This is a genomic window from Flavobacterium haoranii (assembly GCF_009363055.1).
Taxonomy (GTDB): Bacteria; Bacteroidota; Bacteroidia; order Flavobacteriales; family Flavobacteriaceae; genus Flavobacterium; species Flavobacterium haoranii.
Genome location: NZ_CP045292.1, coordinates 1,521,608 through 1,545,513, shown reverse-complemented (window position 1 = coordinate 1,545,513; position 23,906 = coordinate 1,521,608). Strand labels below are relative to the sequence as shown.

Below are 23,906 nucleotides of genomic sequence, written 5' to 3'. Positions count from 1 at the left end.
TCGTGTTTTCATCGGAGCACCGAAATGGGATTTTTTTATTATTGGGAATAATAGTTTTTCTTCAAATTATAATTTTGAATTTTAATCGAATTTATAATTTTTTTGATGATAAAACTGACGTGAGTAGATCTCAAGCGGAACTCCAATTTAAAAAAGAAGTCGATAGTTTACTTCAAGTTAAAGAGACAAGTACCAATAAAATTTATCCGTTTAATCCTAATTATATAACCGATTATAAAGGCTATATGTTAGGAATGTCAATTGAAGAAATTGATAGGCTTCATAAATTTCGTTCACAAAATAAATTTGTAAATTCTGCTAAAGAGTTTCAACAAGTAACAAAAGTTTCAAACGAACTTTTAGCTAAGATTTCCCCGTTTTTTAAGTTTCCAGATTGGGTAGTTAATAAGCAAAATTCAACTCGTACTGCCCATAGTTTTGTTAAGAAAGAATCAGTTGTTCAAATCAATTTAAATTCTGCGACAAAAGAAGAGTTGATGAAAGTTTATGGAATAGGCGAAAAACTTTCTGATAATATTTTAAATGAAAAGAGTAAATTAGGAGAATTTGTTTCTATTGATCAAATTTCTTGGATGTGGGGCATTACTCCAGAAACATTTGAAAATGTAAAAAAGCAATTTTTTGTTAAGCCAATTTCTGGCGAATTAAAGAAGATTAAAATAAATTCAGCATCTTCTAGAGAACTTTCTCAATTTCCATATTTCAATTATGCTATTTCTAAAGAAATTGTTACTTATAGAAGTATGAATGGCGAAATTAGAAACATTGAGGATTTAACAAAAATTAAAGGAATTTCTGTTGATAAAATAAAAATAATAGTTTTATATTTGGAATTTGATTAAAAAAGCGTAAAAACCAAATAATCAACTTCAATACAAACTATGAATTCGTTATATTTTACAGAAGAACATCAACTATTTAGAGAAAGTTTACGTGACTTTTTAAATAAAGAAGTGGTTCCCCATATCGAAAAATGGGAAAAAACAGGAACTATCGAGCGCTTTATTTGGAAAAAATTCGGAGAAATGGGCTTTTTTGGAATCCGATATCCTGAAGCTTATGGCGGTTTAAACTTAGACTTATTTTATACCGTAATATTCTTAGAAGAACTTCAAAAAATTAAATCTGCAGGTTTTGCTGCAGCTATGTGGGCACATTCTTATTTAGCGATGACTCATTTAAATGCAGAAGGAGATGAACGAATTAAGCAAGAATATTTAGCACCAAGTATTTCTGGAGATTTAATTGGAGCATTGTGTATTACAGAACCTTTTGGTGGGAGTGATGTGGCTGGTATGAGAACTACAGCTATCAAAAAAGGTGATAAGTATGTAATTAATGGTTCTAAAACATTTATTACAAATGGTGTGTATGCCGATTATTATGTTGTAGCAGCAAAAACAAATCCTGATTTAGGGAACAAAGGAATTAGTATTTTTCTTGTAGATAGTAAAAGTAATGGGGTATCCGCTACTAAATTAGATAAATTAGGATGGAGAGCTTCTGATACTGCTGAGATTGCTTTTGATAATGTAGAAATTCCATTAGAAAATTTAATGGGAGAAGAAAGTAAAGGTTTTGCGTACATTATGCAGCATTTTGCGCTAGAAAGATTAATTATGGCAATCAATGCACATGCAAGAGCTGAATATGCTATCGATTATACGTTAGAATATATGTCGCAACGTGAAGCTTTTGGAAAAACAATCGATAAATTTCAAGCTTTACGTCACAAGATAGTAGAACATGCTACTGAAATTGAACACTGTAAGTTGTTTAATTATGCTGCTGTTTATAGATTAGATAAAGGAGAATATGTGGTAAAAGAAGCTACAATGGCTAAATTAAAGTCAACTAAAGTTGCTGATGATGCTATATACGATTGTTTGCAAATGTTAGGTGGATATGGTTATATGGAAGAATATCCGTTAGCGCGCTTGTTTAGAGATAGTCGTTTGGGACCAATTGGTGGAGGTACTTCAGAAATTCTAAAAGAGATTTTGTCTAAAATGATAATCGATAATAAAGATTATGAGCCTGCTGTAAAATAATTTTTAGAAGCTATTCCTGCTGTTCGCTGTATCTGTCATTGCGAGGGACAAAGCAATCTTAAAATCGCAATAACAGGATGCCGCTGCCATCAGGGCTAAAAGCAAAAAATAAAATAATTCGTAATTTGTAATTTGTAATTCAAAATTATTTTATAAGTTTGCAACCTAAATGAAAGGGGGTGCCTAAATTATGTTAATTATTCCAATTAAAGACGGTGAAAACATCGATAAAGCGTTAAAACGCTACAAAAGAAAATTCGATAAAACTGGAACTGTACGTCAATTAAGATCTCGTCAGCAGTTTACAAAACCTTCTGTTGCTAGAAGAGCTGAAATTCAAAAAGCGCAGTATATTCAAAGATTAAAGGATTCTGTAGAGTCTTAATATCTTAGTTACTTATATTATAAGAAGCCGTTAACTTTTGTTAGCGGCTTTTTTTTATATATTTGATTAAACTTGATTTTTTATATGTCAAATCTTGATTCGTTTAAAGAATATTTAAGTAAAGAAAAGAATTATTCTATCCATACTATTAATGCTTATATTAAAGATGTATTAGAGTTTAATGATTTTTTAGAAGTTTCTTGTGGAATTAAGTTAGAAGAAACACAATATGTTTTTGTTAGAAATTGGATTGTAAGTTTGGTTGATGCAGGAATTGCGAATAAATCAATAAATAGAAAGATATCCTCTTTAAAATCCTTTTTTAAATTTTTGCTAAAAGTTAAAGTTATTTCAGTTAATCCTTTAGTAAAGCATAAATCTTTAAAGGTGTCTAAAAAAGTTCAGGTCTCTTTTTCTGAAAAAGAAATTAGTGATTTATTTGATTTTAATGATTTCCCAAATGACTTCGATGGAATTAGAGACAGATTGGTTGTTGAAATATTTTATGGGACTGGAATTCGAAAAAGTGAATTAATTGAATTACAATTACATCATGTAGATTTTGAATTAAATCAAATTAAGGTTTTGGGTAAAAGAAATAAAGAAAGAGTAATTCCTATTCTATTGTCAACTAAAAAATTAATTTTAGAGTATTTAAATTTCAGAAACAAGCTAGATATAATTAAAGACGATAAGGTGTTAATTTTATCCAAAAAAGGAAATAAATTGAGTCAATCTTTTGTTTATCGTTTGATTAATTATTACTTTAGTAGTGTGTCTCAAAAAGTAAAAAAGAGTCCACACGTTCTTAGGCATACATTTGCAACGCATTTGTTGAATAATGGAGCCGATTTAAATTCAGTAAAAGAACTATTAGGTCACGCAAGTTTGTCGTCAACTCAAATTTATACGCACAGCAGTTTAGCTGAATTGCAAAAAGTATACAAAGAGACGCACCCAAGAGGTTAATAGTTCTATTGTTTAATACAAAACATTTTTTATTATGAAAGTAAATGTTCAGGCGGTTAACTTTAATGTTGACAAAAAATTAGTCGTTTTTGTTGAAGAAAAATTAAGTAAATTAGAAAAGTATTTTGATAAAATTGTATCGACGAATGTTTATTTGAGGGTTGAAAATACAAGTGACAAAGAAAATAAAGAAGTAGAGATTAAAGTTCAGGTTCCAGGAGATGAATTGGTAATCAAAAAAACATGTAAAACTTTTGAAGAAGCAGTGGATTCGGCAGAACAATCGCTAGAAAGAATGCTTGTTAAATACAAAGAAAAAATAAGAGCACATGTTTAATAGAAAAAAAAATCAAAAAAAGTTTTGAATAAAAAATAAATTATATACATTTGCAGTCCGTTAGAAATAGCGGACTTTTTTATTGAAAGCCGCCGGTGTAGCTCAGCTGGCTAGAGCAGCTGATTTGTAATCAGCAGGTCGTGGGTTCGAGTCCCTCCATCGGCTCAAGTTCTATAAAATATTGAAAATTAATGGATTGGGGAGATACTCAAGCGGCCAACGAGGGCAGACTGTAAATCTGCTGGTTTTCACCTTCGCAGGTTCGAATCCTGCTCTCCCCACTATTATTTTCCTGTCGATGACAGGTTTAAGCCGGTGTAGCTCAGGGGTAGAGTACTTCCTTGGTAAGGAAGGGGTCACGGGTTCAAATCCCGTCATTGGCTCTTATAAAAAGTATTAAATTTGAACACTAATATATAACTAAGATTAAATTATTAAGTCATGGCAAAAGAAACCTTTGATCGTTCGAAGCCCCATTTAAATATTGGTACTATCGGACACGTTGACCACGGTAAAACAACTTTAACTGCTGCGATTACTAAAGTATTAGCAGATGCTGGTTTATCAGAAGCTAAATCATTCGATCAGATTGATAATGCTCCAGAAGAAAAAGAAAGAGGTATTACTATTAATACATCTCACGTAGAATATTCTACAGCTAACCGTCACTACGCTCACGTTGACTGTCCAGGTCACGCGGATTACGTTAAGAACATGGTTACTGGTGCTGCACAAATGGATGGTGCTATCTTAGTGGTTGCTGCTACTGATGGTCCTATGCCTCAAACTCGTGAGCACATCTTATTAGGTCGTCAAGTTGGTGTGCCTAGAATGGTTGTATTCATGAACAAAGTGGATATGGTTGATGATGCTGAGTTATTAGAGTTAGTAGAAATGGAAATTAGAGATTTATTATCTTTCTATCAATATGATGGTGATAATGGTCCTGTTGTTCAAGGTTCTGCTTTAGGAGCTTTAAATGGTGAGCCAAAATGGGTTGATACTGTTTTAGCTTTAATGGAAGCTGTTGATAACTGGATTGAATTACCTGCTCGTGATGTTGATAAGCCTTTCTTAATGCCAGTTGAGGATGTATTCACAATTACAGGTCGTGGAACTGTTGCTACAGGTCGTATCGAAACTGGAGTTGCTAATACAGGTGATGCTGTTGAAATCATTGGTATGGGGGCTGATAAATTAACTTCTACTATTACAGGGGTTGAGATGTTCCGTAAAATCCTTGATAGAGGAGAAGCTGGTGATAACGTAGGTTTATTATTACGTGGTATTGACAAAGCTGATATCAAAAGAGGTATGGTTATTGTTAAGCCAGGTTCTGTTAAGCCACACGCTCATTTCAAAGCTGAGGTTTATATCTTGAAAAAAGAAGAAGGTGGACGTCACACTCCATTCCACAATAACTACCGTCCACAGTTTTACGTACGTACAACTGACGTAACGGGTACTATTTCTTTACCAGCTGGTGTAGAGATGGTTATGCCTGGTGATAACTTAACTATTGAAGTTCAATTATTAAGTCCAATCGCTTTATCAGTAGGTTTACGTTTTGCTGTTCGTGAAGGTGGTAGAACAGTAGGTGCTGGTCAGGTAACTGAAATTTTAGACTAATTATAAGTCAATAATAAATAAAACCAGCAGTCAAGCTGCTGGTTTTTTAACAAACGGGCGTAGTACAAGGGCTAGTATAGTGGTCTCCAAAACCATTGATGGGGGTTCGAATCCCTCCGCCCGTGCAAATGATAGAAAAATGACAAAATTTGTTTCTTACATAACGGAAGCTTTTCAGGAATTGAAAAATAATGTTTCTTGGCCAGAATGGTCGGAAGTTCAAAAGTTAACTATTATTGTTGCTCTATTTTCAGTAATCTTTGCTTTATTAACTTGGGGTGTTGATCAGTTGTTTGTTAAAGCATTGGAAGGTTTTTTTAATTTAATAAAATAGTCTCTTGTTATGGCAGACAATAATGTTAAAAAGTGGTATGTTGTAAGAGCTGTTAGTGGTCAAGAGAATAAGGTTAAAAATTATATCGAGACTGAAACTGCGCGTCTGGGCATGTCAGATTATGTTTCTCAAGTTCTAGTTCCAACTGAAAAAGTGGTGCAAGTAAGAGAAGGTAAAAAAATTACTAAAGAAAGAGTGTATTTTCCAGGTTATGTTATGATTGAAGCTAACTTAACTGGAGAAATTCCTCATATTATAAAATCAATTCCTGGTGTTATCGGCTTTTTAGGTGAAACAAAAGGAGGTGATGCAGTTCCTTTGCGTCAAGCCGAGGTAAATAGAATGTTAGGTAAGGTTGATGAATTATCGGTTAAAGTTGATAATGTTGCAATACCTTATTCTGTTGGTGAGACAGTAAAAGTAATTGATGGTCCTTTCAATGGTTTTAATGGAACTATTGAAAAGGTAAATGAGGAAAAGCGTAAACTTGAAGTGATGGTGAAAATTTTTGGAAGAAAGACGCCATTAGAGTTAAGTTTTATGCAAGTAGAAAAAGTATAATATAAGTTACATTATAAATCACATCAATCGCTTCCAATTGATAGATGTGCTAAATTTTTTTAAAATGGCAAAAGAAGTTAGTAAAGTAGTTAAACTACAAGTTAAGGGAGGTGCTGCGAATCCGTCGCCACCGGTTGGACCTGCTTTGGGGGCTGCTGGGGTTAACATCATGGAGTTCTGTAAGCAATTTAATGCTAGAACACAAGATAAACCTGGCAAAGTTTTACCAGTACAAATTACTGTGTACAAAGATAAGTCTTTCGACTTTGTTGTTAAAACGCCACCAGCTGCAATTCAATTATTAGAGGCAGCTAAAATCAAGTCTGGTTCAGGTCAACCAAATCGTAAAAAAGTAGCGAACGTTACTTGGGATCAAATTAGAACTATTGCTGAAGACAAAATGGCTGACTTAAATGCTTTCGAGATTGAGAAAGCTATGAGTATGGTTGCTGGTACAGCTAGATCTATGGGTATAACAGTTACAGGAAATGCTCCTTTTTAATCGTTAAATGAATTAGACAAATGGCAAAATTGACAAAAAAACAAAAAGAGGCTGCATCAAAAATTGAAAAGAACAGACTATATACTTTAAAAGATGCTTCTGCATTAATTAAAGAAGTAGCTTCTGCAAAATTTGATGAGTCTGTAGATATCGCTGTAAGATTAGGTGTAGATCCTAGAAAAGCGAATCAAATGGTAAGAGGTGTTGTAACGTTACCTCACGGAACTGGTAAAGATGTTCGTGTTTTAGCGCTTGTTACTCCAGATAAAGAAGCTGAAGCTAAAGCTGCTGGTGCTGACCACGTAGGTTTAGATGACTATCTACAAAAAATTAAAGATGGTTGGACAGATGTTGATGTAATCATCACTATGCCTGCTGTTATGGGTAAATTAGGTCCATTAGGACGTGTATTAGGTCCTCGTGGTTTAATGCCAAACCCTAAAACAGGTACAGTAACTATGGATGTTGCTAAAGCTGTTCAAGAAGTAAAAGCTGGTAAAATCGATTTCAAAGTTGATAAAACTGGTATCGTTCACGCTGGTATAGGTAAAGTTTCTTTCGAAGCTGACAAAATCTATGACAACGCTCACGAAATTATTCAAACATTAATAAAATTAAAACCAACTGCAGCTAAAGGTACTTATATTAAGTCTATTCACTTATCAAGTACTCAAAGTCCTGCTATTGCTTTAGATCCTAAGGCAGTATAATTTGGTAGTTAAAAATTTTTAGTATCATGACTAGAGAAGAAAAAGCAATTGCTATTGAAGATTTAACTGCAAAGTTAGCGGGTGTGAATGTTATTTATTTAGCAGACACTTCAGGACTAGATGCAGAAACTACTTCAAACTTAAGAAGAGCTTGTTTTAAAGCGGGTATTAAATTAGAGGTTGTTAAGAATACATTACTTGAAAAAGCAATGGAAGCTTCTGAAACAAACTATGGTGAATTACCTTCAGTTTTAAAAGGAAATACTTCAATTATGATTGCAGAAGCTGCTAATGGGCCTGCAAAAATTATCAAAGAATTCCGTAAAAAAAGTGATAAGCCTTTATTAAAAGGAGCTTTTATTAACGAAGAAATTTATATTGGAGATAACTTATTAGATAGCTTAGTAGCTATTAAATCTAGAGAAGAAGTTATTGCAGAAATCATCGGATTACTTCAGTCTCCAGCGCAAAGAGTTATCGCTGCTCTTCAAAACCAAGAAGGAAAAGAAGACGCTGCAGAATAATTTTCTTTTAGAAAAGAACGCACAAATAAATTATTATATTTTACAAAATCATTAAAAGATAGGAAAAAATGGCAGATTTAAAACAATTCGCAGAACAATTAGTTAACTTAACAGTTAAAGAAGTTAACGAATTAGCAACAATATTAAAAGACGAGTATGGTATCGAGCCTGCTGCTGCAGCTGTAGTTGTAGCTGGTGGTGCAGCTGGTGGTGATGCTGCTGCTGAGCAATCAGAATTTACAGTAGTATTAAAAGATGCTGGTGCTTCTAAATTAGGTGTAGTTAAAGCTGTTAAAGAATTAACTGGATTAGGATTAAAAGAAGCTAAAGATTTAGTAGATGCTGCTCCAGCTAACGTAAAAGAAGGAGTTTCTAAAGATGAGGCAGAAGGTCTTAAGAAAGCTTTAGAAGAGGCAGGAGCTGTAGTTGAGCTTAAATAAGCTAAACAAAGCAAAAAGCTAGGTTTAGGCCTTGGGAATCTTTCCCAAAGGCCTAAACCATTTTGCATATATAAAAATATCGTATTTTAAATACAAAAAAAGTAGTCAATACGAAGAAAGAAAATAAACTAACTTTCCTGGTTTATTTTTAAAGATGTATTGATTATGTATAAAAGGAAGTATAAATAAATTAGTGTTTTTAAACACAAAATTACTTTTTTTAAATCAAAAAATTGTCCATTGATGATTGCTAATCAGACTGAAAGAATCAATTTTGCTTCAACAAAGAACATTCCGAATTATCCGGATTTTCTTGATATTCAGATTAAATCGTTTAGAGACTTCTTCCAGTTGGAAACGAAATCGGATGAAAGAAGCAATGAAGGTCTTTATAATACCTTCATGGAAAATTTTCCAATCACAGACACAAGAAATCAATTCGTATTAGAGTTTCTTGATTATTTTATCGACCCACCTCGTTATACTATTGAAGAGTGTATCGATAGAGGTTTAACTTACAGTGTGCCTCTTAAAGCACGTTTAAAATTATACTGTACTGATCCAGAGCACGAAGATTTCGAAACTATTGTTCAAGATGTATATTTAGGAACAATACCTTACATGACGCCAAGTGGTACATTCGTTATCAATGGTGCTGAGCGTGTGGTAGTTTCTCAGTTACACAGATCTCCAGGTGTATTCTTTGGACAGTCTTTCCATGCTAATGGTACTAAGTTGTATTCTGCAAGAATTATTCCTTTTAAAGGATCTTGGATTGAATTCGCAACAGATATCAATAGCGTAATGTATGCTTATATTGATAGAAAGAAAAAATTACCTGTAACTACTTTATTCCGTGCAATTGGTTTTGAACGTGATAAAGATATCTTAGAAATTTTTGACCTTGCTGAGGAAATCAAAGTTTCTAAATCAGGAATTAAAAAATATATCGGTCGTAAGTTAGCTGCTCGTGTTTTAAATACTTGGCATGAAGATTTCGTTGATGAGGATACAGGAGAAGTTGTATCTATCGAGCGTAACGAAATTATCTTAGATCGTGATACAATTTTAGATAAAGACAATGTAGAGGAAATTATTGAAGCAGATGTAAAAGCTATCTTATTACACAAGGAAGATAATCATGCAGCTGATTACACAATTATTCACAATACATTACAAAAAGACCCAACAAACTCTGAAAAAGAAGCTGTTGAGCATATATATAGACAATTACGTAATGCTGAACCACCTGATGAGGAGACAGCAAGAGGAATAATTGATAAATTATTCTTCTCTGATCAACGTTATAATTTAGGTGATGTAGGACGTTACAGAATGAATAAAAAGTTAGGCTTAGATATCCCAATGGATAAACAAGTATTAACTAAGGAAGATATTATTACTATCGTTAAGTATTTAATTGAGTTAATCAATTCAAAAGCTGAGATTGATGATATCGACCACTTATCAAACCGTCGTGTAAGAACAGTAGGTGAGCAATTATCAGCTCAGTTTGGTGTTGGTTTAGCACGTATGGCAAGAACTATTCGTGAGAGAATGAACGTTCGTGATAATGAGGTGTTTACACCAATCGACTTGATTAATGCTAAAACATTATCATCAGTTATCAATTCATTCTTTGGTACAAACCAGTTATCTCAATTTATGGACCAAACGAATCCATTAGCAGAGATTACTCACAAACGTCGTTTATCTGCTTTAGGACCTGGAGGTTTATCTAGAGAAAGAGCTGGTTTCGAGGTACGTGACGTTCACTATACGCACTACGGACGTTTATGTCCAATTGAAACTCCAGAGGGACCAAACATTGGTTTGATTTCATCTTTAGGGGTTTATGCAAAAGTAAACGGAATGGGATTCATCGAAACTCCTTATCGTAAAGTTGAAAACGGTGTTGTAGATCTTAAAAACGATCCAATTTATTTAAGTGCTGAAGAAGAAGAAGGTAAATTAATCGCTCAGGCTAACATTGAAATGACTACTGAAGGTCAAATCACTGCTGAAAGAGTAATTGCTCGTGAAGAAGGTGATTTCCCAGTTGTAGAACCAAATACAGTTCATTATACTGACGTTGCACCAAACCAAATTGCTTCAATCTCGGCTTCATTAATTCCGTTCTTAGAGCATGATGATGCGAACCGTGCGTTGATGGGATCAAACATGATGCGTCAAGCGGTTCCTTTATTACGTCCTCAAGCTCCAATTGTTGGAACTGGATTAGAAAGACAAGTTGCTTCAGATTCAAGAGTTTTAATTAACGCTGAAGGGGATGGAGTTGTAACTTATGTAGATGCTGAAAAAGTAACTATTAAATACGATAGAACTGAAGAAGAAAGAATGGTAAGTTTTGACGAAGACGATAAAACTTATTTCTTAATTAAATTCAGAAAAACCAACCAAAGTACTTCTATCAACTTAAAACCAATCGTAAGAAGAGGTGATAGAGTTGTTAAAGGCCAAGTTCTTTGTGAAGGTTATGCAACTCAAAACGGAGAATTAGCTTTAGGTAGAAACTTACAAGTTGCCTTCATGCCTTGGAAAGGATATAACTTCGAGGATGCAATTGTAATTTCTGAAAAAGTTGTTCGTGATGATATTTTTACATCAATTCACATTGATGATTATTCATTAGAAGTACGTGATACAAAATTAGGTAACGAAGAGTTAACTAACGATATTCCTAACGTTTCTGAAGAGGCTACTAAAGACTTAGATGAAAACGGTATGATTCGTATCGGTGCTGAAGTAAAACCTGGTGATATCTTAATTGGTAAGATTACTCCAAAAGGAGAGTCTGATCCAACACCAGAAGAAAAATTACTTCGTGCAATCTTTGGTGACAAAGCTGGTGATGTTAAAGATGCTTCATTAAAAGCTTCTCCATCATTAAGCGGTGTAGTTTTAGACAAAAAATTATTTGCTAAAGCTGTAAAAGATAAACGTAAACGTTCTAAAGATAAAGAAGACGTTGATAAACTAGAAATGGAGTTTGACGTTAAATACAACGAATTAAAAGATAAATTAATTGAAAAATTATTTATCATCGTTGACGGAAAAACTTCTCAAGGTGTTATCAATGATTTAGGTGAAGAAGTATTACCAAAAGGTAAAAAATTCACTAAAAAGATGTTACAAGCAGTTGATGATTTTGCTCACTTAACAAAAGGTCAATGGACTACTGATGAGCATACAAATAAATTAATCAACGAACTTGTTCATAACTATAAAATCAAGTTAAACGACTTACAAGGATGGTTAAGAAGAGAAAAATTCACCATCACTGTAGGAGATGAGTTACCATCTGGAATCTTAAAACTTGCTAAAGTTTACATTGCTAAAAAACGTAAACTTAAAGTAGGAGATAAAATGGCGGGACGTCACGGTAATAAAGGTATTGTTGCGAAAATTGTTCGTCAAGAAGATATGCCTTTCTTAGAAGACGGAACACCAGTAGATATCGTATTGAATCCACTAGGGGTACCTTCTCGTATGAACATTGGTCAGATTTATGAAACTGTTTTAGGTTGGGCAGGTTTAAAACTTGGTAAAAAGTTTGCAACTCCAATCTTTGATGGTGCTACATTAGATGAAATCAATGCTTTAACTGATGAAGCTGGTATTCCAAGATTCGGTCATACTTATTTATATGATGGTGGAACTGGAGAGCGTTTCCATCAGCCAGCAACTGTGGGTGTAATTTACATGTTGAAATTAGGTCACATGGTTGATGATAAGATGCACGCACGTTCTATCGGACCTTACTCTTTAATTACGCAACAACCATTAGGAGGTAAAGCTCAATTCGGAGGTCAGCGTTTTGGAGAGATGGAGGTTTGGGCTCTTGAAGCTTATGGTGCTTCAAGTACCTTGAGAGAGATCTTAACGGTTAAATCTGATGACGTAATTGGTAGAGCTAAAACTTACGAGTCAATCGTAAAAGGTGAACCAATGCCAGAACCAGGATTACCTGAGTCATTCAATGTATTAATGCATGAATTAAAAGGTCTAGGTTTAGACATCAGATTAGAAGAATAGTTTTAGTTGAAAGTCAAGGTTTAGGAAAAATCTTAAACCTTGAACTTGAAACCTTAAACTTGAAACTTTAAACTAAAAGAAAATGACAAGATTAAAAGATAAAAATACCATTAAAAGATTCAATAGAATTACGATAGGTTTAGCATCTCCCGAGTCTATTTTAGCAGAATCTAGAGGGGAAGTTTTAAAACCTGAAACGATTAACTATCGTACTCACAAACCTGAGCGTGATGGTCTTTTCTGTGAGCGTATTTTCGGTCCTGTTAAAGATTATGAGTGTGCTTGTGGTAAGTACAAAAGAATTCGTTATAAAGGAATTGTATGTGACCGATGTGGTGTTGAAGTAACGGAGAAAAAAGTTCGTAGAGACCGTGTTGGACATATTAATTTAGTGGTGCCTATCGCACACATTTGGTATTTCCGTTCACTTCCAAACAAAATTGGATACCTTTTAGGATTACCTTCTAAGAAATTAGATATGATTATTTACTACGAAAGATACGTAGTAATTCAACCAGGTATTGCTAAAAATCCAGAAGGAGATACATTAAATGCAATGGATTTCTTAACAGAAGAAGAATATTTAAATATTTTAGATACGCTTCCTATGGAGAACCAATATTTAGATGATACAGATCCGAACAAATTCATCGCTAAGATGGGTGCAGAGTGTATTATGGATTTATTAGCACGTACTGATCTTGATCAATTATCATATCAATTACGTCACGCTGCTAACAATGAAACATCCAAGCAACGTAAAACAGAAGCTTTAAAAAGATTACAAGTTGTTGAGTCTTTCCGTGAAGCTAATGAAAATAGAGAAAACCGTCCAGAATGGATGATTTTAAAAGTAGTTCCGGTTATTCCACCTGAATTACGTCCATTAGTTCCACTAGATGGTGGTCGTTTTGCAACATCAGATTTAAATGATTTATATAGAAGAGTTATCATTCGTAACAATCGTTTAAAAAGATTAATGGAAATTAAAGCTCCTGAAGTAATTTTACGTAATGAAAAACGTATGTTACAAGAGGCAGTGGATTCATTGTTTGATAACACTAGAAAAGCTTCTGCTGTTAAAACAGAATCAAACCGTCCATTAAAATCTTTATCTGATTCATTAAAAGGAAAACAAGGTCGTTTCCGTCAAAACTTATTAGGTAAACGTGTTGATTATTCTGCTCGTTCTGTAATTGTTGTAGGACCAGAATTAAAAATGTATGAGTGTGGTTTACCAAAAGATATGGCTGCTGAACTTTACAAACCATTCGTTATTCGTAAATTAATTGAAAGAGGTATTGTAAAAACAGTTAAATCGGCTAAGAAAATTATCGATAAAAAAGAACCAGTAGTATGGGATATCTTAGAAAATGTAATTAAAGGACATCCAGTATTACTAAACCGTGCTCCTACGCTTCACCGTTTAGGTATTCAAGCGTTCCAGCCAAAATTAATTGAAGGAAAAGCAATCCAGTTACACCCATTGACTTGTACGGCTTTCAACGCCGATTTCGATGGTGACCAGATGGCGGTTCACTTACCATTAGGACCTGAAGCTATTTTAGAAGCTCAGTTATTAATGCTAGGCTCTCATAATATCTTGAACCCTGCAAATGGTGCTCCTATTACAGTACCTTCTCAAGACATGGTTCTTGGTTTATATTATATGACAAAAGAACGTTTATCTACTCCAGATATGAAAATTAAAGGAGAAGGACAAACTTTCTATTCAGTTGAAGAGGTTCATATTGCTATAAATGAAGGTCGTTTAGATTTAAATGCTCGCGTAAAAGTAAGAGCTAAAGATTTTAACGAAAACGGTGAGTTGGTTTATAAAATTATCCAAACAACTGCAGGTAGAGTATTATTTAATGAAGTAGTTCCTGAAGCAGCTGGTTATATCAATGAAGTATTGACTAAAAAATCTTTACGTGATATTATTGGTAAAATTTTAGGAGTAACTGATGTTCCTACGACAGCTGCATTCTTAGATGATATTAAAAATATGGGATACCGTTTCGCTTTCCAAGGTGGACTTTCATTCTCATTAGGTGATATTAAAATTCCTGATCAAAAAGGTCAGTTAATTGCTGATGCAAATGAGCAAGTAGAAGGTATTACTATGAACTATAACATGGGGCTTATTACAAATAATGAGCGTTATAACCAAGTTATCGACGTTTGGACTTCAACAAATGCTTTATTGACTGAATTAGCAATGAAGAACATTAGAGAAGATCAACAAGGATTTAACTCAGTATTCATGATGTTAGATTCTGGAGCGAGGGGATCAAAAGAACAGATTCGTCAGTTAACAGGTATGCGTGGTTTGATGGCTAAGCCTAAAAAATCAACTGCAGCTGGTGGAGAAATTATTGAAAACCCGATCTTATCTAACTTTAAAGAAGGATTATCAATTTTAGAATACTTTATTTCTACACACGGTGCTCGTAAAGGTCTTGCCGATACGGCTCTTAAAACTGCCGATGCTGGTTACTTAACAAGAAGGTTACATGATGTATCTCAAGATGTTATTGTTAATTCAGTTGATTGTGGTACATTAAGAGGAATCGAAGTAACAGCTCTTAAGAAAAATGAAGAAGTTGTTGAATCGTTAGGAGAAAGAATTTTAGGACGTGTTGCTTTACATGATGTAATCGATCCGTTAACAACAGAAGTTTTAGTTCCTGCTGGTACAGAAATTACTGAAGCAATTGTTAAGAAAATTGAGAATTCTCCTATCGAAAGGGTAGAAGTGCGTTCTCCATTAACTTGTGAGGCTACAAAAGGTATTTGTGCTAAATGTTACGGTAGAAACTTAGCAACAGGTAAAATGACTCAAAAAGGTGAAGCAGTTGGAGTTATTGCAGCACAATCAATTGGTGAGCCAGGTACACAGTTAACACTTCGTACGTTCCACGTTGGAGGGGTTGCTGGTGGTTTATCTGAAGAGTCAAGCATTGTTACTAAATTTGCTGGTCGTTTAGAAATTGAAGAATTAAAAACTGTTAAAGGCGAAGATAATGAAGGAAATGAGGTAGATATCGTGATTTCTCGTTCTACTGAGTTAAAATTATTTGATGCTAAAACTGGTATATTATTAAATACTCACAACATTCCTTACGGTTCTTACATTTATGTAAAAGACGGAGATGTTGTTGAAAAAGGAACTGCAATCTGTAAATGGGATCCATATAATGGTGTAATCATTTCTGAATTTACAGGTAAAGTAGAATATGAAGATATTAAGCAAGGTGAATCTTTCTTAGTTGAGATTGATGAGCAAACAGGTTTCCAAGAGAAAGTTATCTCTGAAGCTCGTAATAAAAAATTAATTCCTACATTACATATTTATGGTAAAGATGGAGAATTAATTCGTTCTTACAACTTACCTGTAGGTTCTCACTTAATGGTTGATGATGGAGAAAAAATTAAAGCTGGTAAAATTTTAGTTAAGATTCCTCGTCGTTCTTCGAAAGCGGGAGATATTACAGGAGGTTTACCAAGAATTACCGAGTTATTAGAAGCTCGTAATCCATCTAACCCTGCAGTTGTTTCTGAAATTGATGGTGTAGTAACTTTTGGTAAAATCAAGAGAGGTAACCGTGAGATTTCAATTGAGTCAAGATTTGGTGAAGTGAAGAAATATTTAGTAAAACTTTCTAACCAAATTTTAGTTCAAGAGAACGACTTCGTTAAAGCTGGTATGCCGTTATCTGATGGAGCAATTACTCCAGAAGATATCTTAAGAATTATGGGACCTTCTGCTGTACAACAGTATTTAGTAAACGAAATTCAAGAGGTTTACCGTTTACAAGGAGTAAAAATTAATGATAAGCACTTTGAAGTTGTAATTCGTCAAATGATGCGTAAAGTTAGAATTCAAGATCCAGGAGATACTCTATTCTTAGAAGATCAATTGGCTCATACATCTGACTTTATTGTTGAAAATGATAAGTTATACGGAATGAAAGTAGTTGAAGATGCTGGTGATTCTCAAAACCTAAAAGCAGGTCAAATTATCACACCTCGTCAATTACGTGATGAAAACTCATTGTTAAAACGTGAAGATAAAAACTTAGTAGTAGCACGCGACGTAGTTCCTGCAACTGCAACTCCAGTTCTTCAAGGTATTACAAGAGCTTCGTTGCAAACGAAATCATTCATCTCTGCTGCATCGTTCCAGGAAACAACTAAAGTATTAAATGAAGCAGCTGTTGCTGGTAAAATTGATACCTTAGAAGGATTGAAAGAGAATGTTATTGTTGGTCACAGAATTCCTGCTGGTACAGGTATGAGAGATTACGATAATACAATCGTTGGATCGAAAGAAGAATACAATGAATTAATGGCTACAAAAGAAGAATTCAATTTCTAATTTTTAGTCTAATAATAAAAAACCTAACAGTTATCTGTTAGGTTTTTTTAACTTTGAAACTTATGGATAACAATAACAACAATAACCCACAAGGACAAATTAATATTGAACTTGACGAAAAAACGGCTGAAGGAATTTATTCTAATTTGGCGATAATTAATCATTCGCATAGCGAGTTTGTTTTAGATTTTATTGCTATTATGCCAGGAGTTCCTAAAGCTAAGGTAAAGTCTAGAATTGTATTAACGCCTCAACATGCGAAACGTTTATTAAAAGCATTAGCTGAAAATGTAAAACGTTTTGAAGCACAACATGGTGAAATTTCTGAAGGGGAAGCACCAAATATTCCTTTAAATTTTGGTCCAACTGGACAAGCTTAATAAATTTATTTTGTCAAACTGAACTTGTTTCAGTTTCTTTTAGAATAATTATCTTTGATAGATTTTGAAACGAGTTCAGAATGACATTATTTTATGCAGTTAATAAAAGCTAATTCCAATCTTCTTTCTATAATCGAGCAACTAGCACGAAAAATTTGGCCAGTTGCTTATGCAGATATTTTAAGTCAAGAACAATTAGAATACATGCTCACTATGTTTTATTCTGAAGAAGCGTTGATTTCGCAATTAGAAAAAGGACATGTTTTTTATTTAGTCCAAAACAATTTGGGTGATTATTTAGGATTCGTTTCGTATGAATTGAATTGCGAACTGCACAAAACCAAAATTCATAAAATATATGTGTTACCCGAAACACAAGGTATAGGTTTAGGAAAATTATTATTTGAAAAGGTTAGGGAAGAAGCTCTAAAAGCAAATCAAAAAGCTATTTTTTTAAACGTAAACAAGTACAACAACGCCCAACATTTTTACAATAAATTAGATTTTAAAATCGTAAAAGAAGAAGTTATAGATATTGGTCGCGGTTATGTTATGGATGATTATGTTATGGAAGTGAAAATTTAATTTATATACGAAATAAATTACAATAATTATGTCTCAAAACCGTTAGTTGTATTTAATACATAATTCATCATGAGAGTTCTTTTTATTGTTTTTTTATTGTTTCAGTATTGTTTTTCTCAAAATGTTTCTATTAAACTAAAGTTTGAGAATGTACAGGATTCGATTCCAATATTAATTTCTAAATCTATAAATGAAAATCCAGCTTATTTTCAAAAAGATACTGATACAATTTACACTAAAAATAATAGTGCTGTCTTAAACTTTGCAACAATTTCTGCAGGTTATTTATATTTTTCAGTTTCAAGAGCTAATCCAGGTATAAATATTTTATATGAGCCTAATGATAATATAGTGCTAAATGTTTCAAAAAACGATAACAATAAATACCATATTCATTATGGAGGGAAAAGTAGTTCTATTTTAATTCCCATAAATCAGGATACCATTTATAAATATCAATTATTAAATAGAAAATTTTCTCCAATTATAACAAATGCGAAGACCAAAGAAGAAGTGTTTAATTTCTGTTTGCAAGAATATGATAAAGAATTGAATAGAATAAATGAACTTCACGATAAAAACAAGATTACAGAAGAAATTTATAAAGTTTCAATTTTAAATTTACAAGCAATTGCTTTGTTTAATTTTAATTCGATTATTGAAGATAATTTTAGAAGAGAACGATATAAAGAAACAAAATTGACAGAAGATGATTTTTTGTGGATTTTAAATCAAAACATAGATTTTTTGTACCCGAATGAAGAAGAATACGAAAAATTTTCATCACTAACTTCTTTATTGAATTTGAGTAACATTGCTAGAATTTACAAAGAATCTAAAAGAAACGAAAAAATCAATATTTCAAATTTATGGGAACAAGACAGTTACTTGAATTATCTACCTCTTAAATATCAAGAAAATTACGCTGCTTATTTGTTTTTAGTTGATGCACTTAAAGAAGAAGAATTATTACAATTCAAAAAAACATTCCCAAAAAGTAAATACTCAAGTTATATTGAGCATAAAATTGATGACAAAAAAGCTATAAAATATCAACCATTTGATTTTGGTTATTATATTAATGGAAAGTTTGAAATAAAAACTCATCTTAAAAGTGAAAATATAAGTAATCTTATTAAAGAGAATTTTAGAGGAAAGCCAGTTTTTGTTGATTTATGGGCTTCTTATTGCGGTCCATGTTTTCAAGAATTTTCATATTCAGAAAAATTGTTTGAATTCTTTATGAAACACAAAATTGAAATGCTTTACATTAATATTGATAGTGAAAAAAATATAAAAAAATGGTATCCTAATATTAAAGGGAGTAATTTAGAAGGAAATCATTTCTTTGCTTCTGATAAAATTCAGCAATCATTACAAGAATTATTGAACGAACCTAATGGTGTTTACATTCCTAGGTATTTATTGTTCAATGAAAAAGGAGAATTAGTATTACCTTCAACTAAAAAACCTTCTGAAGCAGAAGAATTGTACCAACAAATTTTGAACGCTTTGAATAAAGTGTAGAAAATTAAAATCATTAGAGTAAAATTTACAATTGCATAAAGATTGATTTAGAATTAAAATTATAAGTTAAATGAAGCAAGTGGAACTCATCTTTTTGTTATTCTTTTCTACAACTTTACAATCTCAAACATTAGAAGGTAAAGTTTATGATTCCGAAACAAAACAACCATTAGAATTTGTAAATGTTTTTTTTAAGAAAACAACTTATGGAACTTTTACTAATGATAAAGGTGAATTTAAATTAGATTTCAGTAATGAAAATGATACTTTATATTTTTCAACAATTGGTTACAAAATTCAAAAATTTAGAATTTCTGATATCGTATCAACAAAAGAATTTTATTTAGCCGAAACAAAGAAAAAATTAGATGAAATAGTTCTTTTGGGTGAAAAGTTAGAATACGCTTCTTCAAAAAAATAAAAGAAAACTTAAAAGCAGAAGAGACAAATTATTTCTCATTTCAATTAGGAACAGAACATTGCATTTATATTCCAAATAATTCTCGCATAAAAGGGAAAATTCAATCTTTGGTACTAGATTTAAAAGAAGTAAAAGATGGAACTAAAGATTGTAGGAATTGCAAAGTCGATTATATAACCGATTTTAATATTAAGTTTTATGAATATGATGTTAAAAATAAAAAGCCAGGGAATGAAATTTATTCAAAACCAATATTTGTTGAGCCAAAGAATAAAACCTATAGTTTAAATATTGATGTAGAAGCTTTTAATATTCCATTCTTGGAAAACGGAATATGTGTTGGAGTAGAAGTGATTAATACAAAATACAAAAAACCTAAACTAGCGGGTGCTTTTACTGCTCCATCAATCAATTTTGAAAGAATACGAAAATCAAAAAATGAAGAATCTTGGGTTCGGTATAGAAATTCGGGAAATTGGAATTTTAATTCCTATTTAGGAAATGATAACAAAGGAAAATTTTACGATCGGTTAAAAATTGATTTAACAGTTAAATTTATAAACTAAATGAGATATATAATACTACTGTTTTTTACATTTATATGTTATTCCCAAAACAAGCGAGATATTTTTATTCAAGATTCAATATTAAACACAATCAATAATAAAATGATTTCAAAATTGGAATATGAAATATTGAAGTCAAATGTTTTAAAACTTGAAAAAGAATATGGCTATGAACCTGAGTTTAAATATAAGTTGATTGATAAAAGTTTTCTGTTTGAAGATTTTGATTTTTTTAAAGAAGAACTTTCAATTTTAGTTAAAAATTATGGTTTTCAAGTAACATTTATGAATGAAAATGAAAGTTATTATAATTCAATTATGTTTGGAAAGCTTTCTAAATGGTTTAAAAAAATGTATTTGAAAAATCATTTGTATTGGTTAAAGCATAATTTTGAAAAACAATTAGATATCAAAACTTTAAATGAACTTCCCGTTAAAGATCAAGTTATTGCTAAATATAGTGCCGATTTGCAAAATCAGTTAAATTTAGATTCTATTCAAAAGAATAAATTTATAGAAATTACAGCAAACTACTACTTTAAAAACATTGATGATTTACTTTATATTTCGAAAAAATACGATGAATTGCCAAGTACTTATAATCTTGGATTGGTTCAAAATTATAGAACGGTTTTGATTCATAATTTCAGAGAGAATACTAATAAAACTTGGAATTTGTTATTTCCATATATCAAAAAATCTTACATGAAAAATCAGATTACAAATGTTATATTTCAAGACTTTGATTTTATTGTTACTTAAAAAATGGGTTTCAAAAATTCAATAGTTTTAAAATCAATCAAATTCCGCCAAGTTTTAGGAAGAATGGAAATGAAATTCCAATCGAAGACAAGGAATTCCTAGAAAGTTTTAAAAAAGAAGTTAATTGGGAAAATTAAAAAATTAGATGAAAAAAAGTTATATCAAGTTATTACTAATAATATTTGTTTTTAAAGCAAATGCGCAAAGTCAAGATATAATTAATAATGAAGCAATACATTTTAGTCTTAAACAAAAGAATAATACTATTGATTTCATTTTAATAGATAAAAAGATAAACGAGAAAAAACCTATATTTTTATTTTGTCAAGGTTCTTTACCAATGCCTTTATTTGTAAAACTGGAAAAAGGAGATATTTGGATGATTGGTGGAGGTATAAATAATTTTGATGTAAGTGAAATAAGAAAAACCTATCATTTAATTGTTATTTCAATGCCAAAAACGCCCGTAATTGTTAATGAAATTAATCTAAATAAATCGTATTGTTTTGTTCCAAATTCAAATAAACCAGATGAATTTGATGATGAATACGTTAAATCTGATTTTTAGAGAATTATGAAAGAAGAGCAAATAAAGTATTGAAATTTTTAAAGAAACAAACATGGGTAGATAATTCAAAATTAGTTGTTGCAGGACACTCTCAAGGCTCTAAAGTTGCAACTCTGATCGCGTTAAATAATAAAAAAGTAACACATCTTGGTCTTTTTGCAGCTAATCCATTTGGCAGAATTGACCAATTAATTAGAGAATATAGAAAAGAAGCAGAGTTTAATCAAATTTCTTGGAAAGAAGCAGATAAAAAAATTGAGGAAAAATATGAAATGTATAAAAATGCATTTAATAAAGATTCTTTAGCTAAAAGCCCTAATTTACTTGCGTGGAAATCATTTTCAAGACCGTTAATAAATGATTGGTTAATAATTAAAATACCAACTTATTTAGCATATGGTACAAATGATATTGCTTCTGATTTATGTGATTTAGTACCATTATTTTATATTCAAAATTCTAAAGAAAATCTAACATATAAAAGATATCTAAACTTAGAGCATAACTTTTTTGAGATTAATAATGATGGAACTATTAATTATGAAAAAGAACATTGGCAAGAAGTTATGAATGAATTTGTTAAATGGACTCAAAATTAAATAAATAGCTTTATGATATAACTGATTTTGATGAGTTTCTATTTCTTCCCAGCAATCAAGATGGTATGCATTTCCACTTCACTTTCAGATCTTTTGAAATCGACGTTAAAAACAATTTGGTTTCCAAAACCTGTTGCTGTAAGTTGGTTTTTTAAATCATTTAAGTTGTGAAAATAAAAGAAAACGCGGTCGCCTGTGCTTGAAGTTTTAAACTCAGATTTATACGATTCAGCTTCTACAAAACTTAAATAAATCAATCCATTTTCATGAAGTAAATGGTAGCAATCTGCAAGAAATTTTTTGCAATCTAAATCTGATAAATAAGGCAAACAAAATCCACAAACAATAGCGTCAAATTTTGCTTGAATTTCATTAATATTTCGGCTGTCCATTACCAAAAAATCAGCTGTTGGATTATTCTTTTTCGCCAATTCAATCATATTTGGCGCAATATCAATGCCCAAAATATTAAAATCTGCTCTTTGCGATAAAAGATATTTAGAAACATTTCCCGGACCACAACCAATGTCTAGAATTTTTGCTTGGTTTTTAGCAACCGATTTACAAATAAAATCATAAGTTTCATCATACAAATTTAAGCTCATAAACTTTTCTTCGTATAACGACGCTACTTTGTTCCAAGTTTTAAATGTTTCTTCGTATTGGTCCATTTTGCGTAAGTTTCTAAAATGGGTTACTGCTCATTATTAACGATTCCTCGTTCCATAATTGCGTTTTCCCGAAAAACCTTGTTTATTGTTTGCAGGTAAACTCGCTTCTTCTGTTTTGCTCGACGGTTCAATCAATTTATTTAAATCGGCAAGTTCTTTTTTCGTTAATTCACGATACTTTCCAACCGGAACATCAAGCGAAATATTAATAATGCGAATGCGTTTTAAAGCCGTTACTTCGTAATCTAAATATTCACACATTCTACGAATTTGACGATTTAAACCTTGCGTTAAAATAATACGAAATGTGTATTTACTAATTTGTTCCACTTTACATTTACGCGTTATCGTATCTAAAATAGGCACACCATTACTCATACGCTGAATAAAACGATCGGTAATAGGTTTATTTACTGTTACAATATATTCTTTTTCGTGATTGTTTCTTGCACGAAGAATTTTATTTACAATATCACCATCGTTTGTCATTAACAGCAAACCTTCACTGGCTTTGTCTAAACGACCAATAGGAAAAATACGCTCGGGATAGTTGATGTAATCTACCACATTTCCTTTTACGCTTTGGTTCGTAGTACATTCTATACCAACAGGTTTATGGAACAGCAAATACACAAAGTTTTCTTTTTTCTCTTGAATCAATTTTCCATTTACGCGTACTTCATCATCAGGACCAACTTTAGTTCCCATTTCAGGAATTTGTCCGTTAATAGTAACACGACCTTGTTCAATTAATTTGTCAGCTTCGCGACGCGAACAAAATCCACTTTCCGAGAGAAATTTATTAATACGTGTTTTGTTTTCTTCCATATCGCAAAGATAAACTTTTTAGTAGTTATAAATAATTTTAAATTTATGGTAAGTAATTAGAAGTTTGATTTGGTTATATTTGTTAATAATAAAAACTAT

The 23,906-nt window shown here is 31.9% G+C and carries 24 protein-coding genes and 4 tRNA genes; 26 read left to right on the top strand and 2 right to left on the bottom strand.

Annotated features, from left to right (window positions below):
* Positions 1-74: 74 nt before the first annotated feature.
* The 26 genes from GCU34_RS07485 to GCU34_RS07360 all read left to right on the top strand — a co-directional run bounded on the left by GCU34_RS07485 (position 75) and on the right by GCU34_RS07360 (position 22,308).
* Positions 75-863, top strand: coding sequence for a ComEA family DNA-binding protein (locus GCU34_RS07485; protein WP_227658657.1), 789 nt, complete (start codon positions 75-77; stop codon positions 861-863).
* 39 nt (positions 864-902) lie between these two features.
* Positions 903-2,072 (top strand): acyl-CoA dehydrogenase family protein, encoded by a 1,170-nt coding sequence (locus tag GCU34_RS07480; RefSeq protein ID WP_072784302.1) that lies wholly within the window; start codon positions 903-905, stop codon positions 2,070-2,072.
* 190 nt (positions 2,073-2,262) lie between these two features.
* Entirely contained in the window at positions 2,263-2,457 is a 195-nt protein-coding gene (rpsU, locus tag GCU34_RS07475) for a 30S ribosomal protein S21 (RefSeq protein ID WP_072784300.1), read from the top strand.
* 84 nt (positions 2,458-2,541) lie between these two features.
* Positions 2,542-3,426 (top strand): tyrosine-type recombinase/integrase, encoded by an 885-nt coding sequence (locus GCU34_RS07470; RefSeq protein ID WP_072784298.1) that lies wholly within the window; start codon positions 2,542-2,544, stop codon positions 3,424-3,426.
* A gap of 34 nt (positions 3,427-3,460) precedes the next feature.
* Positions 3,461-3,763: a ribosome hibernation-promoting factor, HPF/YfiA family gene (gene hpf / locus GCU34_RS07465; RefSeq protein WP_072784296.1), complete on the top strand. Its 303-nt coding sequence runs from the start codon at positions 3,461-3,463 to the stop codon at positions 3,761-3,763.
* A gap of 91 nt (positions 3,764-3,854) precedes the next feature.
* Positions 3,855-3,928: transfer RNA gene (locus GCU34_RS07460), tRNA-Thr, on the top strand.
* A gap of 33 nt (positions 3,929-3,961) precedes the next feature.
* Positions 3,962-4,044, top strand: a tRNA-Tyr gene (locus GCU34_RS07455).
* 30 nt (positions 4,045-4,074) lie between these two features.
* Positions 4,075-4,146, top strand: a tRNA-Thr gene (locus GCU34_RS07450).
* Positions 4,147-4,204: 58 nt separating this feature from the next.
* The gene (tuf, locus tag GCU34_RS07445; RefSeq protein ID WP_072784295.1) at positions 4,205-5,392 is read left to right on the top strand and encodes an elongation factor Tu; all 1,188 of its coding nucleotides are present in this window, start codon (positions 4,205-4,207) and stop codon (positions 5,390-5,392) included.
* Between the two features lie 53 nt (positions 5,393-5,445).
* Positions 5,446-5,517: transfer RNA gene (locus tag GCU34_RS07440), tRNA-Trp, on the top strand.
* Positions 5,518-5,531: 14 nt separating this feature from the next.
* Positions 5,532-5,726: a preprotein translocase subunit SecE gene (secE, locus tag GCU34_RS07435; protein WP_072784293.1), complete on the top strand. Its 195-nt coding sequence runs from the start codon at positions 5,532-5,534 to the stop codon at positions 5,724-5,726.
* A 9-nt stretch (positions 5,727-5,735) separates the two neighbouring features.
* Entirely contained in the window at positions 5,736-6,287 is a 552-nt protein-coding gene (gene nusG / locus GCU34_RS07430) for a transcription termination/antitermination protein NusG (protein WP_072784291.1), read from the top strand.
* Between the two features lie 64 nt (positions 6,288-6,351).
* Positions 6,352-6,789: a 50S ribosomal protein L11 gene (gene rplK / locus GCU34_RS07425; protein ID WP_072784289.1), complete on the top strand. Its 438-nt coding sequence runs from the start codon at positions 6,352-6,354 to the stop codon at positions 6,787-6,789.
* 20 nt (positions 6,790-6,809) lie between these two features.
* Positions 6,810-7,499 carry a 50S ribosomal protein L1 gene (gene rplA / locus GCU34_RS07420; protein WP_072784287.1) on the top strand — a complete coding sequence of 230 codons (690 nt, stop codon included), beginning with the start codon at positions 6,810-6,812 and terminating at the stop codon, positions 7,497-7,499.
* 26 nt (positions 7,500-7,525) lie between these two features.
* Positions 7,526-8,023: a 50S ribosomal protein L10 gene (rplJ, locus tag GCU34_RS07415; RefSeq protein ID WP_072784285.1), complete on the top strand. Its 498-nt coding sequence runs from the start codon at positions 7,526-7,528 to the stop codon at positions 8,021-8,023.
* 68 nt (positions 8,024-8,091) lie between these two features.
* Entirely contained in the window at positions 8,092-8,463 is a 372-nt protein-coding gene (gene rplL, locus GCU34_RS07410) for a 50S ribosomal protein L7/L12 (protein WP_072784283.1), read from the top strand.
* A gap of 243 nt (positions 8,464-8,706) precedes the next feature.
* Positions 8,707-12,519, top strand: a complete 3,813-nt coding sequence (gene rpoB / locus GCU34_RS07405; RefSeq protein WP_072784281.1) for a DNA-directed RNA polymerase subunit beta — start codon at positions 8,707-8,709, stop codon at positions 12,517-12,519.
* Between the two features lie 82 nt (positions 12,520-12,601).
* A complete protein-coding gene (gene rpoC / locus GCU34_RS07400) occupies positions 12,602-16,900 on the top strand; it encodes a DNA-directed RNA polymerase subunit beta' (RefSeq protein ID WP_072784279.1) in 4,299 nt (1,432 codons plus the stop codon).
* A 62-nt stretch (positions 16,901-16,962) separates the two neighbouring features.
* Complete coding sequence (locus tag GCU34_RS07395) at positions 16,963-17,280, top strand: DUF3467 domain-containing protein (protein WP_072784277.1); 318 nt, start codon at positions 16,963-16,965, stop codon at positions 17,278-17,280.
* Positions 17,281-17,373: 93 nt separating this feature from the next.
* Positions 17,374-17,865, top strand: coding sequence for a GNAT family N-acetyltransferase (locus GCU34_RS07390; RefSeq protein WP_072784275.1), 492 nt, complete (start codon positions 17,374-17,376; stop codon positions 17,863-17,865).
* 69 nt (positions 17,866-17,934) lie between these two features.
* On the top strand, positions 17,935-19,392 hold the full coding sequence (locus tag GCU34_RS07385) for a TlpA family protein disulfide reductase (protein WP_072784273.1): 1,458 nt from the start codon (positions 17,935-17,937) through the stop codon (positions 19,390-19,392).
* 70 nt (positions 19,393-19,462) lie between these two features.
* Complete coding sequence (locus GCU34_RS07380; protein ID WP_152378410.1) at positions 19,463-19,813, top strand: carboxypeptidase-like regulatory domain-containing protein; 351 nt, start codon at positions 19,463-19,465, stop codon at positions 19,811-19,813.
* 107 nt (positions 19,814-19,920) lie between these two features.
* On the top strand, positions 19,921-20,379 hold the full coding sequence (locus GCU34_RS07375) for a hypothetical protein (protein WP_152378409.1): 459 nt from the start codon (positions 19,921-19,923) through the stop codon (positions 20,377-20,379).
* Between the two features lie 102 nt (positions 20,380-20,481).
* Positions 20,482-21,141 carry a hypothetical protein gene (locus GCU34_RS07370; RefSeq protein ID WP_152378408.1) on the top strand — a complete coding sequence of 220 codons (660 nt, stop codon included), beginning with the start codon at positions 20,482-20,484 and terminating at the stop codon, positions 21,139-21,141.
* A 145-nt stretch (positions 21,142-21,286) separates the two neighbouring features.
* Positions 21,287-21,709 carry a hypothetical protein gene (locus tag GCU34_RS07365; RefSeq protein ID WP_152378407.1) on the top strand — a complete coding sequence of 141 codons (423 nt, stop codon included), beginning with the start codon at positions 21,287-21,289 and terminating at the stop codon, positions 21,707-21,709.
* Between the two features lie 29 nt (positions 21,710-21,738).
* Positions 21,739-22,308: a hypothetical protein gene (locus GCU34_RS07360; RefSeq protein WP_152378406.1), complete on the top strand. Its 570-nt coding sequence runs from the start codon at positions 21,739-21,741 to the stop codon at positions 22,306-22,308.
* A 38-nt stretch (positions 22,309-22,346) separates the two neighbouring features.
* Here GCU34_RS07360 and GCU34_RS07355 read toward each other — a convergent pair whose 3' ends face one another.
* Both GCU34_RS07355 and rluF read right to left on the bottom strand, forming a co-directional pair.
* On the bottom strand, positions 22,347-22,979 hold the full coding sequence (locus GCU34_RS07355) for a class I SAM-dependent DNA methyltransferase (protein ID WP_072784266.1): 633 nt from the start codon (positions 22,977-22,979) through the stop codon (positions 22,347-22,349).
* 36 nt (positions 22,980-23,015) lie between these two features.
* Positions 23,016-23,807 carry a 23S rRNA pseudouridine(2604) synthase RluF gene (gene rluF / locus GCU34_RS07350; protein WP_072784264.1) on the bottom strand — a complete coding sequence of 264 codons (792 nt, stop codon included), beginning with the start codon at positions 23,805-23,807 and terminating at the stop codon, positions 23,016-23,018.
* Between the last annotated feature and the right edge of the window lie 99 nt (positions 23,808-23,906).